General features: G+C 39.0%; 1 protein-coding gene. It reads right to left on the bottom strand.

Annotation, left to right across the window (positions count from 1 at the left end; all coding sequences use genetic code 11):
- Positions 1-622 precede the first annotated feature (622 nt).
- The coding region (locus F6K13_RS31920; RefSeq protein WP_287289707.1) for a VC_2705 family sodium/solute symporter at positions 623-1,703 on the bottom strand (1,081 nt) is incomplete at its 5' end.

The raw sequence follows: 1,703 nt of genomic DNA on the forward strand, positions 1-1,703 counted from the left end.
CCCTCATCTTTGTAATTCTTTCTCCTCCTGACTCCTGTCTCCTGACTCCTGAGGACTCCTAACTTAACCATTCTATGGCTGTTTAACCGGATTTGATATTACCTATCCCACACTTTGCACTCTGCACTACCAATTAATCATCATAACCCCCAGAGTTCTAATTTACTCTAGGGGTTATGGTGATGTTAAAATTTTCCCGAGTCAAAATATTACTATTGCTTGATTTATATCATGTCCGCTTAATTAGTAGAGTTGTTGGGAATTAAGCTAAAAAAATGGCTAAAACCCTTATTGATCAAGGTTTATAGCGTTTTCAGCCCGAGAATCATGAAAAGCTTATTCTATAAGGTTTTGAGCATTGTTCAATTGTTATTTCCCAACAACTCTAGTGATAATACAGTTTTTAAGTGGTAGGTGGTAGGTGTAAATTTAAGAGGGAAGACTTGATAGGAGTGGAAATTTGGGATATTTCTTCAACATTGAGAGGAAAACATTTTTATTATACTTAATCATCTGGACATGATATTACTGCTGATCGGTCTTTATGCCATCTCTAGCTTGCATTTCCGTCATCTCATCCATAGAATAAAGTTTAACTGATAACCATGATCCCAAAAGAATATTAATCCAACTCTTCCTCCCCAATATCCCTAATTGGAGCAGGTGCAGCTAAAGGCGATCGCAACTCTTCCACCATCTCTTGTATTTCCAATGGTGGAGGAACTGTCATCCGAGACACTACAAAAGTCACAACAAAATTCAATAACATTCCTACTGTACCGATACCCTGATCGGACAACCCCAAAAACCATGTTGGCATTCCATAGAATCTTACACCAATAATATAGATACTTGTAAACACTAGACCAACTATCATACCACTTATCGCTCCTTCCCGGTTGGTGCGCTGATCAAACACTCCCAAAATAATCGCTGGAAAAAAAGTAGCAGCAGCTATACCAACTCCTAAAGTTGCTATCTCAATCACAAAACCAGGGGGGTTGATGCCGAAATAACCGGAAAAGGCGATCGCCAATACTACCATTATTCTGCCCAACATTAATCTTTGTGACTCTGATGCTTCTGGGTTAATGAGGCGGTAGTAAACATCGTGAGCAATGGCACTAGAAATCACTAATAACAAACCTGATGCAGTAGATAAAGCAGCAGCTAATCCTCCTGCTGCGACTAATGCTATTATCCAAGGTGGCAGTTTTGCGACTTCTGGAGTGGAGAGAGTAATAATATCTGGATCCAGAATAATTTCATTAGTTTCTATATCTGGGGTCAACTGTAAACGACCGTCGTTATTTTTATCAGTGAATTCTAATAAACCTGTATTTTCCCACTTTGTCGCCCAGTCTAACTGTTGCACCTCCTCCATAGTTTTGTTGTGTAAACTCTCAATTAAGTTGTATCGCGCAGAAGCAGCTAAAGCAGGAACAGTTGTAGAAAAAATGGCAATAAATAATAATGCCCAACCTACAGAATATCTGGCTGCTGTCACGTTAGGTACAGTATAGAAACGAACAATAACGTGGGGTAAACTAGCAAGACCCACCATGCCGGAAATAGTTATGAATAGAACATCTAGCATAGTTTTTTGACTGAAGGCAGCAGTATATTCTGGAAAACCTAAGTCAACCTGAACTTGATTCAGTTTTTCTACAATATCTCCAAAGGTAAAAGCGAATTGTGGAATC

It is taken from the genome of Okeania sp. SIO2B9, assembly GCF_010672505.1.
GTDB classification, from domain to species: domain Bacteria; phylum Cyanobacteriota; class Cyanobacteriia; order Cyanobacteriales; family Microcoleaceae; genus Okeania; species Okeania hirsuta.